We start from the raw sequence: 16985 nt of genomic DNA on the forward strand, positions 1-16985 counted from the left end.
GGCCCATGCTTCGGGTGCTCATGTTCCTCGTGCCACTGGCCCTGAGCGTCTACGCGTTCATCGACTGCATCAGCACGAAGGACGAGGACATCCGGCACATGCCGAAGCCGCTGTGGGCGATCCTCGTCCTGCTCTTCCCGCTGGTCGGCTCGATCTCCTGGATCATCGCCGGCAAGAAGCGGCAGCCCGCCGGCGCGGGCCGCTCCGCCTGGGGCGGCGGGCGCGCCCAGTGGGTCGCCCCGGACGACAACCCCGAGTTCCTGAAGTCGCTGGACGAGGACAAGGACAAGGACGACAGGCCGGGGGACGGCGACCGCGGCTGATCCGGCTCACCGCCCGGACGACGAAGGCCGGTTCCCCGTGACGTGCGTCACGGGGAACCGGCCTTCGTGGTACGCGGGTTCAGAAGCCCACGGACTGCAGCGCGCCCAGGCCGACGTCGGCGTAGGAGTGCTTGCCGTTGACGAAGATGTTGACGCCGTAGTAGTTGAACAGCCAGCAGGCGAAGGCGAGCAGGGCCAGGTAGGCGGCCTTGCGGCCCTTCCAGCCCGCGGTGGCGCGGGCGTGCAGGTAGCCGGCGTAGGCGACCCAGGTGATGAAGGACCAGGTCTCCTTGGGGTCCCAGCCCCAGTAGCGGCCCCACGCGTCGCCGGCCCAGATGGCGCCCGCGATGATCGTGAACGTCCACAGCGGGAAGACGGCCGCGTTGACGCGGTAGGCGAACTTGTCCAGCGAGGCCGCCGCGGGCAGCCGCTCCAGGAAGGACGTGGCGAAGCTGCCCGGCTTGCCGCCGCCGGCCAGCTTGTTCTCGTACGAGTCCTTGAAGAGGTACATGACCGTCGTGAAGGCGCCGACGTAGAAGACCGCGCCGCACAGGATCGCCGTGGAGACGTGGATGTACAGCCAGTACGAGTGCAGGGCGGGAACCAGCTGGTCGCTGGCGGTGTACAGAACGGTGACGGCGAGACCGAGGTCGAGGAGGACCGACGTGGTGAGGAACAGGCCGAGCCAGCGCACGTTCTTCTTCAGCGCCAGCAGCAGGAGGTACACGCCCACCGCGGTCGTGGAGAAGGTGATGTTGAACTCGTACATGTTGCCCCACGGCGCCCGCTCGACGGACAGCGCGCGGGTGAGCACCCCGCCGAACGCCAGCGCGAACGCGAGCACGGTGAGGGAGATGGCGATACGCCCGTAGAGGTCGCCCTGCTCGTCGCCGCCGTGCGCGCCTGGGCCGTCCGGCACGTCGCGCGAGCCGGACGCGGCGCGGACCGTGACCTTCGGCCGCTCCAGCACGGCGGTGCCGCCGCCCTGCTTCACGGTCACGGCGGGCGCCGTGCCCGTCGTCGCCTTCTTCGGGGTGAGCGCGGCCGCCGTGCGGGCGACCTTGCTGCGGCTGCCGAAGAGCCACTCGGCGATGTACGCGAAGAAAGCGAGGGTGTAGACCGCCATCGCGGAGTAGATCAGCACGTTGCTGATCTCCGCGAGGTTCTCGTTGGTCGCGGCGGCGAGAGTCACTGCTGCTCAGCCCCTTCGGCAGGCACGGCTTGAGAGTCGGGGTCGGTGGAGGTGGTGGTCCGGGACGCGGCAGGCGTTCCGGGGTCTTCGGGGGGTGCGGCGTCCGGCTCCGCCGTGCCGTCCGGTCCGGCGTCCGGCGCGCCGGGCGCCCGCTCGTAGAGGATCGCGGCGAGGTCGCCGAGCTCCTCGGGCACCTTCGCGGACTCGCTGCGGCCGAGGCCCGCCATCTCGACGACGGTCACGCCGTCGTCGCCGCGCACCGCGCGCACCCACACGCGGCGCCGCTGGACGAACAGGGAGGCGGCCAGCCCGCCGATCGCGGTGAGGGCGCCGCCGAGCGCCCAGCCGCCGCCCGGCTCCTGGACGACCTGGAAGCCGGCCCACTCCTTGATGTCCTTCTCGAAGGTGATCGAGCCGGCGCCGCCGGGGAGCGTCATGGTCTCGCCGGGGGTGAGCAGCTTCTTCAGCAGCTCCCCGTCGGCGTCCTTGAACTCCTTCATCTTCGTCTTGTCCATCTGGTACACGCTCTGCGGAATGCCGGAGTCGGCCTTCAGGTCGCCGTGGTAGGCGTTGAGCGCGAGCACCGGGTAGTCCAGCGCCGGGAACTGGGAGAGCATCGTGCCGCTCGCGGACCCGCCGAAGGTCGGCACGAAGAAGGCCTGGAAGCCGAGCTGCTCCTTCTTGCCCTGCGGGTTGCGGTAGCCGTCGAGGACCTTGACGACGCCGTTGGAGGTGACGTTGTTGTCGAGCGGGAGCAGCGGCACGGCGTCCTGGTAGACGATCTTCCCCTTGCCGTCGCGGACGGTCACGACGGGCGCGTAGCCGTGGCTGACGAGGTAGACCTTGGCGTCGCCGATCTCCAGCGGCTTGTTCACCTTGATGACGGCGTTCTTCTCCTCGCCGTCGGCGCCCTCGGTGTACGTCACCTCGGTCTCGTAGGTGCGCGGGGTGCCGCGGTTGGGGCCGGAGCGCTCGTAGGTGCCGGTGAACTCCTTGACGTCGAAGCTGAACGGCTCCAGGTCGTCGTTGGTGAAGAGGTTGCCGGACTTGAAGTCGTCGTACTGGGTGAGCGTGTTGGAGAAGCCGTCGCCCTCGACGACGATCTTGTTGCCCTCGGACTTGAAGAGCTGGCCCCAGGCGAACGCGATCAGCATGACGATCAGCGCGAGATGGAACGCCAGGTTGCCGAGCTCGCGCAGGTAGCCCTTCTCGGCGGCGACGGCGTCCCCGGCCACGTGGGCGCGGAAGCGGCGCTTCTTCAGCAGCGCGAGGGCGGCCTCGCGGACCTCCTCGGGGCCGGCCGGGGTGCGCCAGGTGGTGTGCGCGGGCAGCCGGGTCAGCCGGCGGGGCGCGCCCGGCGGGCGGCCGCGCAGCTGGCCGACGAACTGCCAGGTGCGGGGCACGATGCAGCCGATGAGGGAGACGAACAGCAGGATGTAGATCGCGGAGAACCACACCGAGCTGTAGACGTGGAACAGGCCGAGCTTGTCGTAGACGGGTGCGAGGACGTCGTGCCGTTCACGGAAGTCCGCGACCCGCGTCTCGTCGATGCCGGTCTGCGGGATGAGCGAGCCGGGGATCGCGGCGAGCGACAGCAGCAGCAGGAGCAGCAGCGCCACCCGCATGGAGGTGAGCTGCCGCCAGAACCAGCGGGCCCAGCCGATCACGCCGAGGGCGGGCAGGTTGGGCGAGGGGGCGTCCTCCACGGGGGCGGTGGACAGCTGGGAGCCGGCGGCGCCGAGGTCCTGGTCGTCACCGGTCTTCGTGTTGTCCGTCGTGGTGTCGCTCATCGGGTCAGATCCCCACCGTGAAGCCGTTGGACCAGGTCTGCATCTCCGCCACGAGGGTGTCCCACGCGCCGGTCAGCAGCAGCACGCCGGTCGCGATCATCATCGTCCCGCCGATGCGCAGCACCCAGACGTAGTGCCGCTTGACCCAGCCGAAGGCGCCGAGCGCCTTGCGGAAGGCCACGGCGGCGAGCACGAAGGGCACGCCCAGTCCGAGACAGTACGCGACGGTCAGCACCGCGCCCCGTCCGGCGCTCTCCTGTTGCGCGGACAGGGTGAGGACGGAGGCGAGGGTGGGCCCGATGCAGGGGGTCCAGCCGATGCCGAAGAGGGCGCCGAGCACGGGCGCGCCGACCAGACCGGTGGCGGGGCGCCTGTGGAAGCGGAACTCCCGCTGGGTGAGCCAGGGCATCAGGCCCATGAAGAAGACGCCCATGAGGATCATGAAGACGCCGAGCACCTTGGACAGCACGCCCGAGTGTTCCTGGAGCGTCTGCCCGAAGTACCCGAAGAAGGCGCCGCCCGAGACGAACACGACGGTGAAGCCGAGGACGAACAGGGAGGCGCCGGCGACCATCCGGCCCCGCCGGGCCTCGGCCAGGTCGGTGCCGGAGACGCCGGTGACGTAGGAGAGGTAGCCGGGGACGAGCGGCAGGACGCAGGGCGAGAAGAAGGAGACCAGTCCGCCGAGCACGGCGATGGGCAGGGCCACCAGCAGGGCGCCGTTGAGCACCGTGCCGTTGTAGCCCGTCTCCGCGGCGAGCGTGTGCAGGGCCGTCACGTCACTTCTCCGCGACGACCGGTTCGAGCATCTTCCGCAGCCGTTCCTCGTCGAGGGCGGTCAGCGAGCGGGCGGCGACCCGGCCCTCCCGGTCCAGCACCAGGGTGGAGGGGATGGCCTGCGGGTTGAGCGTGCCCTTCTCGAAGCGGAGCATCAGCTTGCCCGTGGGGTCGTACAGGCTCGGGTAGGTGATGCCGAAGTCCTTCTCGAAGGCGAGCGCGGCGGTGGTGCTGCCGTCGCGGGTGTTGATGCCGACGAACTGGACGTCCTTGCCCTCGTACTCCTTCGACACCTTCGCGAAGTACTTGGCCTCCGCGCGGCACGGGTTGCACCAGGAGCCCCAGACGTTGAGGACGACGACCTTGCCCTTGTAGTCGCCGACGTCGAGCTGCTCGCCCTCGAGGGTCTTCCCGGACAGGTCGGGAGCGGCGACACGCTTGCCCGCGGGGACGGTGGAGATGCCGTCGGTGCCGGTGACGAAGCCGGTGTCGCCGCCACCGCCGGAGGTGCCCCCGTCACCGCAGGCGGTGAGGAGCAGTGCGGCCGCGGCGGCGCCGGCGGCCAGGGCGGCACGACGGCGGGCACGCACGGCACGGGCGGCGCGGTACGAGCTCTGCGCGGCTCGGTTCGAGCGCTGGGGGGCGCGGCTGGCGGCACTCATGTGAAAAGTTTCGCATGTCCGTTCCGGGGATCTTGCGCACCCCCCTGCGCACCCCGCCTAGGGCGGAAACCCGCATCTCAGGCGGGGTCGGCGGCCCTCGTGGACGTGCTGCCTGCGAGGTCACGGGTGAACGCCTGCCAGCCGCCGGTGGGTTCCTGGCCGACGTCCAGGGTGCGCAGCCGGTCGAGCATCTGGGGCTTCTGCACGTCGAGCCAGTCGCAGAACTGCCGGAAGGAGACGATCCTCACGTCGCCGCCCTTCTCCTTCGCGCGCGCGATGTGTTTCAGGGCCTCCTCGACGGCGTCCATGTAGATGCCGCCGTTCCACTGCTCGAAGTGGTTGCCGACGAAGAAGGGTGCACGATTTGTCTCGTATGCCCGCTGGAAGCCGGATATGTACGCCTGCGCCGACTGCTTCCGCCAGGCCGGGTAGTTGTGCGCCGGGGCGTTGGTGGAGTTGAGCGACTGGTTGGCGAGCATGTTGTAGTCCATCGAGAGGACCTCGAAAGACCGTCCGGGGAAAGGTATCTGCTGGAGCGGAAGGTCCCAGATGCCCTGCTTCTTCGAGGGCCAGACCTGGCGTCCGCCGGGCGAGGAGGCGTCGTAGCGCCAGCCCAGCTCACGGGCGGTGGGCAGCAACTGGTCCTGCCCCAGCAGACAGGGGGTGCGGCCGCCGACCAGTTCCTTGTCGTAGTCGAACGGCAGGGGCTCCACGTCGGTCCACCCGGAGTTGGTGCGCCAGTTCTTCACGAACGACTTCGCCTGCTCGATCTCGCTGCGCCACTGCTTCGGCGTCCAGTTGCCGACGCTGCCGGAGCCGGCGCAGAAGTGCCCGTTGAAGTGGGTGCCGATCTCGTGGCCCTCGAGCCAGGCACGGCGCAGGTTCCGCAGTGTGTCCTTGATGTGCGCGTCGGTGAGGTAGCCGATGTCGGAGGCGCCGCGCGGGTTGTTCGGCGGGTCGTAGAGGCGCTTCTTCGACTCGGGGAGCAGATAGACCCCCGAGAGGAAGAACGTCATGGACGCGCCGTGCTCCTCGGCGAGGTCGAGGAAGCGCGGGAAGAGCCCGTTGCCGACCTCGCCGGCCCCGTCCCAGGAGAACACCACGAACTGCGGGGGCGTCTGACCCGGCTCCAGCGGCACGGGCCGCTCGGGCTGGTGGGGCTGCTTGCCGGTGAAGGAGGTGGAGCCGTCGCCGATCGGCCGGACCGTCGCGGTCGGCCTCGGCCCCGGCGAGGCGGTGCCCTCGCCGGCCCCCGGGCGGGAACCGCCGGCGGGGGCCGATCCGTCGGAGCCCGTGTGGCCGCCGCAGCCGGCCAAGGAGACGGCGGCAGCGGCCCCCGCGCCGAGCCCGAGCATTCCCCTGCGGGAGAGAGCGCGCATGGCGTCCCCCTTCGTCATGTCCCTGAGTGGTCACCCGTTCAGAGGACTTGACGAAGAGGGAGGTTCCCGTCGGATGCGGAGGTTTCGCAACGAAATCCCGTGAGGACGGCGCACCGCCCTCACACGGGTGTCACGCGCCGTAGGCCTTGCCGGCGCCCTTCGCCGGCTTGGCGCCCGCCCGCAGATGCGCGGGCACCAGGTCGAGGGCGGGCTCGCTGTACCCCACGGAGACGATCTTGTCGCCGCGGTAGGTGAACGTGGTCAGCGAGGCCAGGGTGCACTGGCGGCGGCGCGGGTCGTGCCACAGCCGGCGCTTCTCCACGTAGGACCGCACGATCCAGATCGGCAGCTGGTGGCTGACCAGCACCGCCTCGTGGCCGCGCGCCGCGTCCTTCGCCGACTCCAGCGCGCCCATCATGCGCACCACCTGGTCGACGTACGACTCGCCCCAGGACGGCTTGAACGGGTTGACGACGTGCTTCCAGTTGGCCGGGCGGCGCAGCGCGCCGTCGCCGATGCCGAAGGTCTTGCCCTGGAAGACGTTCTCCGCCTCGATCAGCCGCCGGTCGGTGGCGATGTCCAGGCCGTGCGCCTTGGCGATGGGCTCCGCCGTCTCCTGCGCCCGCTCCAGCGGGGAGGCGCCGACATGCACGATGTCGCGCGGAGCCAGGTGCTCGGCGACCCGGTCGGCCATGCGCCGGCCCAGCTCGGAGAGGTGGTAGCCGGGCAGGCGGCCGTAGAGGACGCCGTCCGGGTTCTCGACCTCGCCGTGCCGCATCAGATGGACGACGGTGACGTCCTCGGGCTTCTTCTCGGGGCTCACGCGGTGGCCTCCGCCGCTGCTCGGGCCGCCGCCGGGAGGGCGTCGGCGATGCGCTGGACGGCCCGCTCGTCGTGGGCCGTGGACACGAACCAGGACTCGAAGGACGACGGCGGCAGGTAGACGCCGTTCGCCAGCAGCGAGTGGAAGAACGCGGTGAAGCGGAACGACTCCTGCTTCTTGGCGTCCTCGTAGTCGCGGACCGGGTTCTCCGTGAAGAAGACGGAGAACATGTTGGAGGCGTTCTGCAGCGTGTGCGCGACGCCCTCCTTGGTCAGCGCCTCGGTGACGAGGGACCGGATCTGCGCGGACACCGCGTCCACCTTCTCGTACGCGGAGTCGTCGAGCAGCCGCAGCTGGGCGAGCCCGGCGGCCGTGGCGACCGGGTTGCCGGAGAGGGTGCCCGCCTGGTAGACGGGGCCGGCCGGGGCGAGGTGCGCCATGACGTCGGCGCGCCCGCCGAACGCGGCGGCCGGGAAGCCGCCGCCCATGACCTTGCCGAAGGTCATCAGGTCGGGCCGCACCCCGTCGACGCCGTACCAGCCGGCGCGGCTCGTACGGAAGCCGGTCATCACCTCGTCGGAGATGTACAGCGCGCCGTTCGCGGCGCACGCGTCCTTCAGGCCCTGGTTGAAGCCGGGCAGCGGCGGGACGACGCCCATGTTGCCCGGGGACGCCTCGGTGATCACACAGGCGATCTCGCCCGGGTGCGCGGCGAACGCCGCGTGCACGGCGTCCAGGTCGTTGTACGGCAGCACGATGGTGTCGCCGGCCTGCGCACCGGTGACGCCCGGGGTGTCGGGCAGCGCGAAGGTCGCCACGCCGGAGCCGGCGGAGGCGAGCAGCGAGTCGACGTGCCCGTGGTAGCAGCCGGCGAACTTGACCACCTTGGTGCGCTGCGTGAAGCCGCGGGCGAGCCGGATCGCCGACATGGTGGCCTCGGTGCCGCTGGACACCAGCCGCACCTGCTCCAGCGGCTCGATCCGGGCGACCATCTCCTCGGCGAGCGCGACCTCGCCCTCACCGGGCGTGCCGAAGGAGGTGCCGCGCGCGACGGCCTCCTGCACGGCGGCGATCACCTCGGGGTGCGCGTGCCCGAGGATCATCGGCCCCCAGGAGCACACCAGGTCGACGTACTCGCGCCCGTCGGAGTCCGTCAGGTAGGGCCCGGAGCCGGAGACCATGAACCGGGGCGTGCCGCCGACGGCGCGGAAGGCACGCACCGGTGAGTTCACGCCACCCGGAGTGACGGCCGCGGCACGATCGAACAGCGCCTGCGAGGCTGGGGCTTCGTACGAATATGGCAGTTCGCTCATGACCTGCGACTTCTCCGACCTTTTCCGACGTCCCGGGTATCTCGCCGGGCTGCGGCTGCTGTGACTCGTTTCAGGGTAGGCCAGGGGCCCGCCGCGGCGTCCGCGCCCCGACGACCTGCCGATCCGGGCCCCGGACCGGCCGTGATCTGCGAAACTGACCCCTGGTGCGCACAGCTCGCACGGCAGGGGCGGCCGGGGCCCGCGAAGATCTCGCGGACGGATGTTTCACCGCACGTTTCGGCGGGCGGCCGTGGGGGAGGTCACTGTCACGATGATCGGGTTGCGCGGCGGGGGCCACGCGTCCTAGAAAAGCAGTCGGGTGGAGATATGCATCGCGGTGGCGGACTGGGCGAGGGGACCGACGACCTGGGTCCTCGACGTGCCCGGCGGGGAAGGCACCGACGCGAAGCGGAGGAATCGGATCAGACGCGTCGTGCACACGGCGAGCCGGAGCGGATCGGCCCTCTGAACGGGGCGGGGAGCAGGAATGGTGGTCGGGTGGGGGTGACGTACAAGTACTTCGGTGCGCCGGACGGCGCCACCGCCGCCCGCGTCCCGATCTCCATGCGTCCCGAAGAGCTCGGCGGGGACGAGCTGGGCATGGGGGGCATGTTCACCAAGATCAAGCCGGAGACCATGGCCGCGATGGTGCTCACGGGCATCGAGGGCGTCCCCCTGCACAAGGTGCCGCCGCTCGAGCTGGTCGTCCTGCACCCGGACTACGCGGTCGTGAAGCTGCCCATGACGGTGGTGGACCCCCTGCGGGACATAGGCGAGGAAGCGGTCGGCGCCGCGGCCTTCATCTGGTCGACGGTCCCGGACCGCGGCGGCCCGCGCGACGCGTTCAACGTCTACCAGCTGCTGCACGAGTGGCAGGACTTCAGCCACCGGCTGCATGAGGCGGGGCATCAGCCGTACTGCCTGGTGTGGCCGTGACCTTGACGGATCGGTGAGAAGGGGCGGGTTCTCGGGACCCGCCCCTTTCCCGTGTTCAGCCGTACCGCGTGAACAGGGCGTCCAGGTAGTCCTCCAGGCGGCTGGTGAGGAGCTGCGGGGTCAGGTCCGTGCGGCCGAGGTCCCGCCACGGGACCGCGACCTTTTCCGCGTCGCCGTAGCCCAGGGTGTCCAGGAGGCGCCAGTAGAGGTGGGCGGGGGCGTCCAGGGCGAGGGTGCCGCCGGCGGCGGTGTATCGGTCGGCGAAGTCCATCCCGGCAGGGGCGCCGTGCAGCAGGGCGAGGGCGGTCGAGCAGTGCGCCACGTCCAGGTCGGCCGGGCCCCAGGAGGTCTCCACCCAGTCGACGACACCGCTGACCCGCGGGGCGTCGTCGGGGCCGGTGAGGAGGACGTTGCCGGGGTGGAAGTCCCGGTGCAGGAAGCAGCCCTGGTACGGCGGGGGTTCGCGGCGGATGACGTCGGCGGCCCGGTGCCACAGCTCGGGGCGGCGGGCGGCCGCGGGCGGTGTCACACGGTCCGGGGATGCCCATGCCTGGTAGGTGCGGGGGCGCCGGTGCGCGGGCACGGGCAGGCGGTGGATGCGGACGAGGGTGCGGGCCAGCACGTCGGCCCGGACCTCCGCGCCCTCGTCGTGCACGCGGACGGCTCCCGGGAGCCGGGTCATCAGCAAGGAGGGGTGGTCGCAGTGCCGGGCGGCCGGGTCCACCGCGACGAGTGTGGCCGCCGGGACCTCCGTAGGGGCGAGCAGGCGTAGGACGTCCGCCTCGCGGGTCAGCAGGCCCTCGGCGTGCCGCACGAAGAACGGCTCGACGAAGGAGCGCAGCACGAGGGAGCGGGGGCCGTCCGGGCCGGTGACGTCCAGGCGGCGCATCTGCGAGGTCCAGCCGCCGCGCAGCCGGTCCACCCGCTCGATACGTTCCCCGGCGGACAGGGTCTTCTCCACCCAGACGCGGGTGGAGGCCCAGGAGTGATCGGTCGTGGCCCCCATGCGGGCAGCATACGTACGCGGGGTGACGGCCGGTCGAGGAATCGGATCAGGTGCTCGTTCGGCTTTTCCGGCTCGCAGAGCTGGAGCGCGGCCCGCCTCTCACCGGGTGTCGGCGCACGCTGCCGGAGGCGGGGTCACCGCGTGTCCGCGCACCTCTCCGCCTCCTCCAGGTACGTCGCCACCGGGCCCAGGGTCAGCAGGCCGGAGGCGGCTCCCGCGTGTTCGGCGCGCGCGTCGCGGAGGGCTGCCACGGCGCGGGCCGCGGTGTCCCGGTCGCCCAGGCGGACGGCGGCGCGGGCGGTCAGGCACCACAGCGCCTCCTGCATGTGGTCGGGCGGTGGCGCGGGGGCCGCGTTGAGTGCGGTGCGGGCCTGGGCCTCGCGGCCCTGGTCGAGCAGGAGGAGGGGTTCCGTCCAGGGGCGGTACGGGCCCCGGTCCAGGCGGGGGTCGGCGGGCGCGGGCCGGCCGTGCAGCAGGCGCAGGCCCAGCAGCGCGAGCGGGAGCAGGCCGCGGTGCAGGCCCGGCATGCCCGCCGTGCGGAGGGCCTCGTCGGCGGCGCGGTAGTGCGCGGCGACCGTGGCGGGGGACGGTCCGCCGGGCTCGGTGCTGCGGGTCGCCGCGGCCCGGGCCCGGAACCACGCCGTGAGGAGGGGGACGAGAGGCGCCTCGGTGGCGGCGGCGAGCCGTTCGGCGGCCCGCGCGTGCGCGGACGCGGCGTCCAGGTCGCCGAGGGCGGAGGCGGACTGGAGGCGTACGAGCCGGCCGAGCACGGCGAAGGCGGGCAGGTCGTGCGCGGTGGCCAGGTCGAGGATCTCGGCGCCGGTACAGTCACGTGCCGCCGCGAGCCCGGGGTGCGTGAAGGACTGCAGGTACACCCCGTTGAGGGCGAACGCCAGCAGGGCGGGATCGCCCAGGTCCCGGGCCAGCGCCTCGGCCCGCCGGGCCGCGTCCCGGGCACGGTCGCGCTCCGGCGGGGTCAGGCCGGCGCTGCGGCTCTCGACCGCGACCGTCGCCAGCAGACGGACGGCCAGGTCGGCGGGGGCGTGGGGCCCGAGCGCGGTGAGGGTGCGGACGGCGGCCTCGACGACCGCCCGGGACTGCGCGGGGTCGTCGGCCCGGCTCCACAGGGCGGGCACGTCGTACGCGCCGATGATCCGGGCGGTGAGGGCGAGGTCACCGGTGCGTTCCGCCGCCGTGATCGCGGCGAGGCGGTCGCTGCGGGAGCGGATCAGCGCGTCACCTCCCGCCAGGGCGAGGGTGCGGGCCAGGTCCACGGTGGTGCGCGGGCCGAGCGGGACGCCGGGGCCGGTCCAGGTGACGGCCGGGGCGGCGGACGGGGCCGCACCGTTGAGGATGTCCGTCTCCAGGCGCAGCAGGTCGGCGCCCGGGTCGAGTCCGAGCTGGTCGGCCAGGGTGACGCGGGCGCGGCGGAGGGTGTCCAGCGCCTCGGCACGGCGGCCCGCGTGGTGCAGGGCGCGGGCGAGGAGCGTCCAGGCGGGCTCACGCCACGGGTGCACGGCGACGTGGTCGCGCAGGTCGGTGACCAGGCCGGCGCCCTCGCCCCGGTCGAGGAGGAGGCGGGCGCGCAGTTCGACGGCCTCCGCCCGCAGCTCCTCCAGCCGGACCCGCTCGCGTTCCGCCCATGCGGATCCGGTCACGTCGGCGTAGGCGGGACCGCGCCAGGCCGCGAGCGCCTCACCGAGCGCGGCCACCTCGCCGGGGGTGCGGCGGGCGCGGGCCAGGGCGTCCTGGAAGCGGTGCACGTCGACGTCCTCGCGCGGCAGGCGCAGGGCGTAGCCGGGGCCCTCGGTGACCAGGACGCGGGGCGGGGTGCGGGGCGGCCGGTCCGGTTCGAGGGCGCGGCGCAGCGCGGCGACGAACGTGCGCAGGGCGCCGACGGCACGGGCCGGCGGCTGCTCGGCCCACAGGTCGTCGACGAGCGTCTCGGTGGTGACCATCCGCCCCTCGGCGGCGACGAGACGCCCGAGGACCTCACGGTGCCGGGGTCCGCCGAGGGGGACAGGGCCGCCGTCGTCCCGGAAGGCCCGGACGGCGCCGAGGACGTCGATGCGCATGGTGTCCATCCTGGGGGTGGCCGGGGGCGAAGGAGTGCGCGCCCTCACTCCGGCGTGCCGAGCCCTCGCTCCGCCGTACTGATCCGCTGCTCATCGCCGTGTCCCACGCTGCTCCGGTACCCACCCCCTGAAGAAACGGACGCACCACCCCTATGACACCCACCATTCCCGGCTTCGAGCACCTCCGGCTGCCCGGCGTGGACGGCGTCGAGCTGGCGGCAGCCGTCGGCGGGCACGGCAGCCCCGTCGTGCTGCTGCACGGGTTCCCGCAGACCCACCTCATGTGGCGGCACGTCGCCGACCGGCTCGCCGACCGGCACACCGTGATCTGCCCCGACCTGCGCGGCTACGGCGCCAGCGACAAGCCGGCCGCCGACAGCCCCGGCGTCTACGCCAAGCGCACCATGGCGGCCGACGTCGTGGCGCTGGCCGCCGCGCTGGGTCACGACCGCTTCGCCCTCGTCGGGCACGACCGGGGGGCCCTCGTCGCCTTCCGGGCCGGGCTCGACCATCCGGAGACCGTCACCCATCTCGGCATCCTCGACGTCGTGCCGACGCTCGACATGTGGGACGTCCTGCACGGCGTCTCCGCGGCGGTCGCCTTCCACCTGTATCTGATGGCGCAGCCGCCCGGGCTTCCGGAGACGATGATCGCGGGGAGCGCGGACGCCTTCTTCGGGTCGTTCCTCGACGCCTGGGCGGGCGGGCCGGAGGCGCTGCCGCCGGACGTGCGGGCCGCGTATCTGCGGGCGAGCCGCGCGGCGGTGCCGTCGATCGTCGCCGACTACCGGGCCTCGGCGACCGTCGACATCGAGCACGACCGGGCCGACCGGGACGCGGGTACCCGGCTCACCGTGCCGGTGACGGTCCTCCAGCAGGACTGGGGCGCCCGGCTGGGCTACGACGCCTCGGCGGTGTGGCGGGCCTGGGCGCCGGACCTGGACCACCGGCTGACCGGGGCCGGGCACTTCATGGCCGAGGAGGCGCCCGAGGAGGTGACGGCGGCGATCCGGGAACTGTTGACCCGATGACGAGCCCGACGACAGAATCACCCCTGGCGGGAATACCCCTAGGGGGTATATCGTTCGAGGTGTGCGCGGGGACGGCACCGTCCCCGTGACGCTGCGAAGGGGGATGAGGTCCATGGATCACGTCATGCACCACCACACCGGTGCCGCGCCCGGCGCGACCTGGTCGACGGCGGTACGGGCGACGCTGCACTGCCTGCTCGGCTGTGCCGTCGGCGAGATCCTCGGCATGGCCGTCGGCACGGCCCTGCTGTGGGGCAACGTCCCGACAATGGCCCTGGCCATCGGCCTGGCCTTCGTCTTCGGCTACTCCTTCACCCTCTTCGCCGTGGTGCGCGCCGGGGTGTCGCCGAAGGCCGCCGTGAAGATCGCGCTGGCCGCCGACACCGTCTCCATCGCGGTGATGGAGCTGGTCGACAACGCCATCATCGCGCTCACCCCGGGGGCGATGGACGCCCAGTTGTCCGAGGGCCTGTTCTGGTACGCGCTGCTCGGCGGCTTCGCCGTCGCGTTCCTGGTCACCACCCCGGTCAACAAGTGGATGATCGGCCGGGGCAAGGGCCACGCGGTGGTCCACGCCCACCACTGACCCCGCCCCGGCCCACCGGCCGGCACCGCCGGTCAGCTCCCGCCGGTCCCCTCCGCGTCGGCCAGCAGTCTCCGCAGGTCGGCGCGGGCGCGGGCGACGCGGGAGCGGACCGTGCCGACCGGGCAGCCGGTGCGCGCGGCCACGTCCGCGTACGGCAGCCCGGCGAGCTGGGTGAGGAGGAACGCCTCCCGCCGCTCGTCCGGCAGCGTGGCCAGCAGGGCGAGCAGGGCCACTCCGTCGTCGAAGCCGGGCAGGCCGCGCGGCTGGGACCGCTCCACGGCCGCCCGCCAGTCCGGCGCGTCCGAGAGCCGGGGCCGGGCGGCGGCGTACCGGTGGCTGTCGACGACGGCACGGCGGGCTATGGCCAGCAGCCACACCCGCGCCGGTGCGCGGCCCTCGAAGCGGTGCAGTCCGGCGAGGGCGCGCAGGAAGGTGTCCTGCGCGAGGTCGTCCACAGCCTGCGGATCGCCGCACAGGTGGGTGACGTAGCGGAGCACGTCGCGGTGCAGGGCGCGGACGAACCGGTCGCCGGCGTCCGCGTCGCCGCTCCGGGCGGCCAGCGCCCAGGCCGTCGTGGAGGCGTCGGCCGACGCGTCGCGCCCTGTGGGCGTGGGGGCATGGGCACGGGGCAGGGCAGAGGTGATCACCTGATGTCCTTCTCTGAGTCCGTGGTCCGGAAGCGGGGCAGCGCGCGCCGCACGCTCCGGTGAGCAGGGGAAACGGCCCTACGGCCACACGGGCGCCCGTGACGGCGCCCCGAAGGTGTGGGCGTACGGCCGGTGACCCGGGGCGTACGACGGACGCCCCGGGTGGATCAGCTGTCGTCAGGCGACAGCGGTCCCCCTGGGCGGACCCCGCGAGGTGAGCGCGTGGACGAGGAGCCGCAGGGCCGGCCTGCGCTCCGAACGGGGCCGGCGCGGGCGGACGCGGGGGCGTCCGAGGGCGGGCGGAAGCCGGAACGGCAGCCGCAGCGGCGCGGTCAGCCGGCCTGCCACAGCCCGCAGGATGCGGAACGCGGCCCGCTCGCCGTGTCCCAGCCACAGGCCGGTGAGCAGCGCGGCGAGCAGGTGGGCGGCGAGCATCCCGGACGACGACCCGTCACCGCCGGCGGCCAGAGCAGGGCCCCCGTAGCCCTCCAGGGCCACCGAGCCGTCGAAGCCCGCGGAACCTTCCGATCCCGCGGGGCCCGTAGTGCCCTCGACCGGCGGATGCCCCGCCCCCGTATGCGCCGCGTGCATCCCGTGCGCCGCGTGCGCGCGCGCCGCCCCCAGCGAAAACACCTGGTGCAGCGCCGTCTGCGCGACGACCGCGACCCCGACGACCGCCGGCAGCCCGCGTTCCCGCCCGGCCAGGCACCACCCGGCCGCGCCCGTCGCGACGGCACCCGCGCCCAGCGTCCAGCCCGGGACATGGCTGCCGGACATCAGCACGTGGCCCAGGGCGGCGAGCAGCACGCAGACGGCCGCGAACACCGCGGCCCGTACCGTGCGCACGCCCCACCCTGCCGTCATCGCACCTCATCCTGGCACCCGGGCCGGCCCTGCCTCAGGTGAACGGGGACACCGGGCGTACGGGCCCGGCGCACGGATCCACAGGACGCTCAGCGGCGAGCTCGCCGGCAGGTGACCGGACGGCGCGGGGCCGCCCCGGGAACCGGTCAGTTTCCGAGAAGCGCCGGCGGCCGGGGCGGCCCTACCGTCGACGGCATGAACTCCATCGACTCCGTCACGCTGGAGGTGGCCGACCCCACGGCCGCCGCACGCTTCTACTCCGACGCCTTCGGCCTGGACCGGGAGCGGGTGCGCCTGCGCCCGTCCGACGAGCCCACGAGCGGCTTCCGCGGCTTCACCCTGTCGCTGGTCATGTCCCAGCCCGGTGACGTCGACGCGTTGCACCGCGCCGCCCTCGACGCGGGCGCCAGCCGGCTGAAGCCCGCCGAGAAGTCGCTCTGGGGCTACGGCGGCGTCGTCCAGGCGCCCGACGGCACGATCTGGCAGCTGGTGACCTCGACGAAGAAGAACACCGGCCCGGTCACCCGGGCGATCGACGAGATCGTGCTGCTGCTCGGCGTCGAGGACGTGAAAGCGACCAAGCAGTTCTACGTCGAGCGCGGGCTCACCGTCGGCAAGAGCTTCGGCGGCAAGTACGTCGAGTTCGCGGGCGACCCCGGCAGCATCAAGCTGTCGCTGTACAAGCGCAAGGCGCTGGGGAAGGTCGCGGGCGTGTCCACCGAGGGCGGCGGCTCCCACCGCATCGCCCTCACCAGCCCCGTCGGCCCCTTCACCGACCCCGACGGCTATGTCTGCGAGGCGCCGGAGCGCAAGCCGGACGAGTGAGACGCCGCTGCCCGGAGGGACAGGTCACTCCAGTACGTGCCGCAGGTAGGCCGTCGGGTCGGCGAGGTAGCGGCGCCAGTGGTCGACCAGGGCGAGGTCCTGCCAGGCGGTGCGCCGGATGCCGTGGTCGCCGACCTCGACGACGTCCGCACCCGGCAGGGCGGTCAGCAGCGGGGAGTGGGTGGCGCACACCACCTGCGCGCCGGCCCGCGTCAGCCGGTCGATGTGGCCGAGCAGTTCCAGGCACGAGGAGAAGGACAGGGCGGCCTCGGGCTCGTCCATGACATACAGGCCGGGGCGCAGGAACTTGTCGCGGAACGCCGCGAGGAAGCCCTCGCCGTGACTGCGCTCGTCCGGCGCGAGGCCCTCCCGGCCGAGGGCGTCCAGGGCGGTCTCGGCACGCAGGAAGAAGCCCTGGCGGGCGGACCAGGAGGCGAGCATGCGGCGGCCGCGGGGCGCCGCGTCGAAGCGGATGTGCTCTCCCAGCACCGACTTGGTGCGTGGGCTCGCGTACCGCCACTCGTGCGAGCCGCCCCACGGGTCCAGGCCGAAACCCTCGGCGAGCGCCTCGACCAGGGTCGACTTGCCGGAGCCGTTCTCCCCGACGACGAACGTCACCGGGGCGGTGAACCGCAGACCGCCGTCGAGAAGCGCGCGGACGCACGGGACCGACCAGGGCCACTCCCCCGCGTCGTACGCACCCCTATGGGCGTACACACGTTCGATGATCACGGGACGAGTCTACGGGGCGGCCCG

General features: G+C 72.9%; 17 protein-coding genes. 5 read left to right on the plus strand and 12 right to left on the minus strand.

The annotated features are described in order from the left end of the window. Nucleotides 1-5: 5 nt before the first annotated feature. On the plus strand, nucleotides 6-323 hold the full coding sequence (locus ELQ39_RS13230; protein ID WP_190005258.1) for a PLD nuclease N-terminal domain-containing protein: 318 nt from the start codon (nucleotides 6-8) through the stop codon (nucleotides 321-323). Between the two features lie 79 nt (nucleotides 324-402). On the opposite strand, the gene ccsB is transcribed toward ELQ39_RS13230, so the two are convergent. From ccsB to hemL, 7 genes are all read right to left on the minus strand, one after another. Next, nucleotides 403-1515 carry a c-type cytochrome biogenesis protein CcsB gene (gene ccsB / locus ELQ39_RS13235; RefSeq protein WP_190005259.1) on the minus strand — a complete coding sequence of 371 codons (1113 nt, stop codon included), beginning with the start codon at nucleotides 1513-1515 and terminating at the stop codon, nucleotides 403-405. After that, nucleotides 1512-3305, minus strand: a complete 1794-nt coding sequence (gene resB, locus ELQ39_RS13240; protein WP_242591993.1) for a cytochrome c biogenesis protein ResB — start codon at nucleotides 3303-3305, stop codon at nucleotides 1512-1514. Before resB ends, ccsB begins: the two co-directional genes overlap by 4 nt. Nucleotides 3306-3309: 4 nt before the next feature. Then, on the minus strand, nucleotides 3310-4083 hold the full coding sequence (locus ELQ39_RS13245; RefSeq protein WP_242591994.1) for a cytochrome c biogenesis CcdA family protein: 774 nt from the start codon (nucleotides 4081-4083) through the stop codon (nucleotides 3310-3312). 1 nt (nucleotide 4084) lies between these two features. Further along, nucleotides 4085-4744, minus strand: a complete 660-nt coding sequence (locus tag ELQ39_RS13250) for a TlpA family protein disulfide reductase (RefSeq protein WP_190005262.1) — start codon at nucleotides 4742-4744, stop codon at nucleotides 4085-4087. Between the two features lie 77 nt (nucleotides 4745-4821). Further along, nucleotides 4822-6099 (minus strand): hypothetical protein, encoded by a 1278-nt coding sequence (locus ELQ39_RS13255; RefSeq protein WP_242595604.1) that lies wholly within the window; start codon nucleotides 6097-6099, stop codon nucleotides 4822-4824. A gap of 154 nt (nucleotides 6100-6253) precedes the next feature. Beyond that, nucleotides 6254-6901, minus strand: coding sequence for a histidine phosphatase family protein (locus tag ELQ39_RS13260; protein WP_190005321.1), 648 nt, complete (start codon nucleotides 6899-6901; stop codon nucleotides 6254-6256). A 41-nt stretch (nucleotides 6902-6942) separates the two neighbouring features. Next, complete coding sequence (hemL, locus tag ELQ39_RS13265) at nucleotides 6943-8259, minus strand: glutamate-1-semialdehyde 2,1-aminomutase (RefSeq protein WP_242591995.1); 1317 nt, start codon at nucleotides 8257-8259, stop codon at nucleotides 6943-6945. Nucleotides 8260-8586: 327 nt separating this feature from the next. Between hemL and ELQ39_RS13270 the strand changes: the two genes are divergently transcribed. Then, entirely contained in the window at nucleotides 8587-9195 is a 609-nt protein-coding gene (locus tag ELQ39_RS13270; protein WP_190005264.1) for a hypothetical protein, read from the plus strand. 55 nt (nucleotides 9196-9250) lie between these two features. Here the strand turns inward: ELQ39_RS13270 and ELQ39_RS13275 are convergent, their stop codons facing one another. Next, the gene (locus ELQ39_RS13275; RefSeq protein WP_242591996.1) at nucleotides 9251-10201 is read right to left on the minus strand and encodes a phosphotransferase family protein; all 951 of its coding nucleotides are present in this window, start codon (nucleotides 10199-10201) and stop codon (nucleotides 9251-9253) included. Between the two features lie 134 nt (nucleotides 10202-10335). Further along, nucleotides 10336-12276, minus strand: a complete 1941-nt coding sequence (locus tag ELQ39_RS13280) for a BTAD domain-containing putative transcriptional regulator (RefSeq protein WP_242591997.1) — start codon at nucleotides 12274-12276, stop codon at nucleotides 10336-10338. A gap of 152 nt (nucleotides 12277-12428) precedes the next feature. Between ELQ39_RS13280 and ELQ39_RS13285 the strand changes: the two genes are divergently transcribed. After that, the gene (locus ELQ39_RS13285; RefSeq protein ID WP_242591998.1) at nucleotides 12429-13307 is read left to right on the plus strand and encodes an alpha/beta fold hydrolase; all 879 of its coding nucleotides are present in this window, start codon (nucleotides 12429-12431) and stop codon (nucleotides 13305-13307) included. Nucleotides 13308-13419: 112 nt separating this feature from the next. After that, nucleotides 13420-13893 (plus strand): DUF4396 domain-containing protein, encoded by a 474-nt coding sequence (locus ELQ39_RS13290; protein ID WP_242591999.1) that lies wholly within the window; start codon nucleotides 13420-13422, stop codon nucleotides 13891-13893. A 32-nt stretch (nucleotides 13894-13925) separates the two neighbouring features. Here the strand turns inward: ELQ39_RS13290 and ELQ39_RS13295 are convergent, their stop codons facing one another. Together ELQ39_RS13295 and ELQ39_RS13300 are read right to left on the minus strand one after the other, a co-directional pair. Further along, the gene (locus tag ELQ39_RS13295) at nucleotides 13926-14540 is read right to left on the minus strand and encodes a sigma-70 family RNA polymerase sigma factor (RefSeq protein WP_225626954.1); all 615 of its coding nucleotides are present in this window, start codon (nucleotides 14538-14540) and stop codon (nucleotides 13926-13928) included. Between the two features lie 177 nt (nucleotides 14541-14717). Next, entirely contained in the window at nucleotides 14718-15404 is a 687-nt protein-coding gene (locus ELQ39_RS13300) for a hypothetical protein (protein WP_242592000.1), read from the minus strand. A 195-nt stretch (nucleotides 15405-15599) separates the two neighbouring features. Between ELQ39_RS13300 and ELQ39_RS13305 the strand changes: the two genes are divergently transcribed. Beyond that, entirely contained in the window at nucleotides 15600-16229 is a 630-nt protein-coding gene (locus tag ELQ39_RS13305) for a VOC family protein (RefSeq protein ID WP_242592001.1), read from the plus strand. A gap of 24 nt (nucleotides 16230-16253) precedes the next feature. Here the strand turns inward: ELQ39_RS13305 and ELQ39_RS13310 are convergent, their stop codons facing one another. Next, entirely contained in the window at nucleotides 16254-16961 is a 708-nt protein-coding gene (locus tag ELQ39_RS13310) for an AAA family ATPase (protein WP_225643273.1), read from the minus strand. Nucleotides 16962-16985: the final 24 nt, after the last annotated feature.

The organism is Streptomyces sp. GB4-14, from assembly GCF_022696125.1.
Taxonomy (GTDB): domain Bacteria; phylum Actinomycetota; class Actinomycetes; order Streptomycetales; family Streptomycetaceae; genus Streptomyces; species Streptomyces werraensis.